Annotated in this window: 1 tRNA gene; it reads right to left on the minus strand. The window is 47.3% G+C overall.

What is annotated here, in order from left to right:
- Positions 1-150 precede the first annotated feature (150 nt).
- Positions 151-226: transfer RNA gene (locus tag WCT94_RS20760), tRNA-Glu, on the minus strand.
- Positions 227-294: the final 68 nt, after the last annotated feature.

Genomic DNA, 294 nt, shown 5'->3' on the forward strand with positions numbered 1-294 from the left:
CGTTCAGCTGTCATGTTTCAATTTTCAGCTTGTTCCAGATTGTTAAAGAGCAATATCTTAAACCCTGACTATCACTAATCAGTTTTAAGATATGAGGTAAGTCGTTGACTTACTGAAGACCCCCGCTTTCACCGGAATGGTCGGATGCGCTGGCGTCCCCTAGGGGATTCGAACCCCTGTTACCGCCGTGAAAGGGCGGTGTCCTAGGCCTCTAGACGAAGGGGACACGACACCGTACTTTGTTGACGCTTTTGCTCATTATTTTCATCAGACAATCTGTGTGAGCACTTCACT

The sequence above is a fragment of the Pectobacterium sp. 1950-15 genome (assembly GCF_037136835.1).
Classification (GTDB): domain Bacteria; phylum Pseudomonadota; class Gammaproteobacteria; order Enterobacterales; family Enterobacteriaceae; genus Pectobacterium.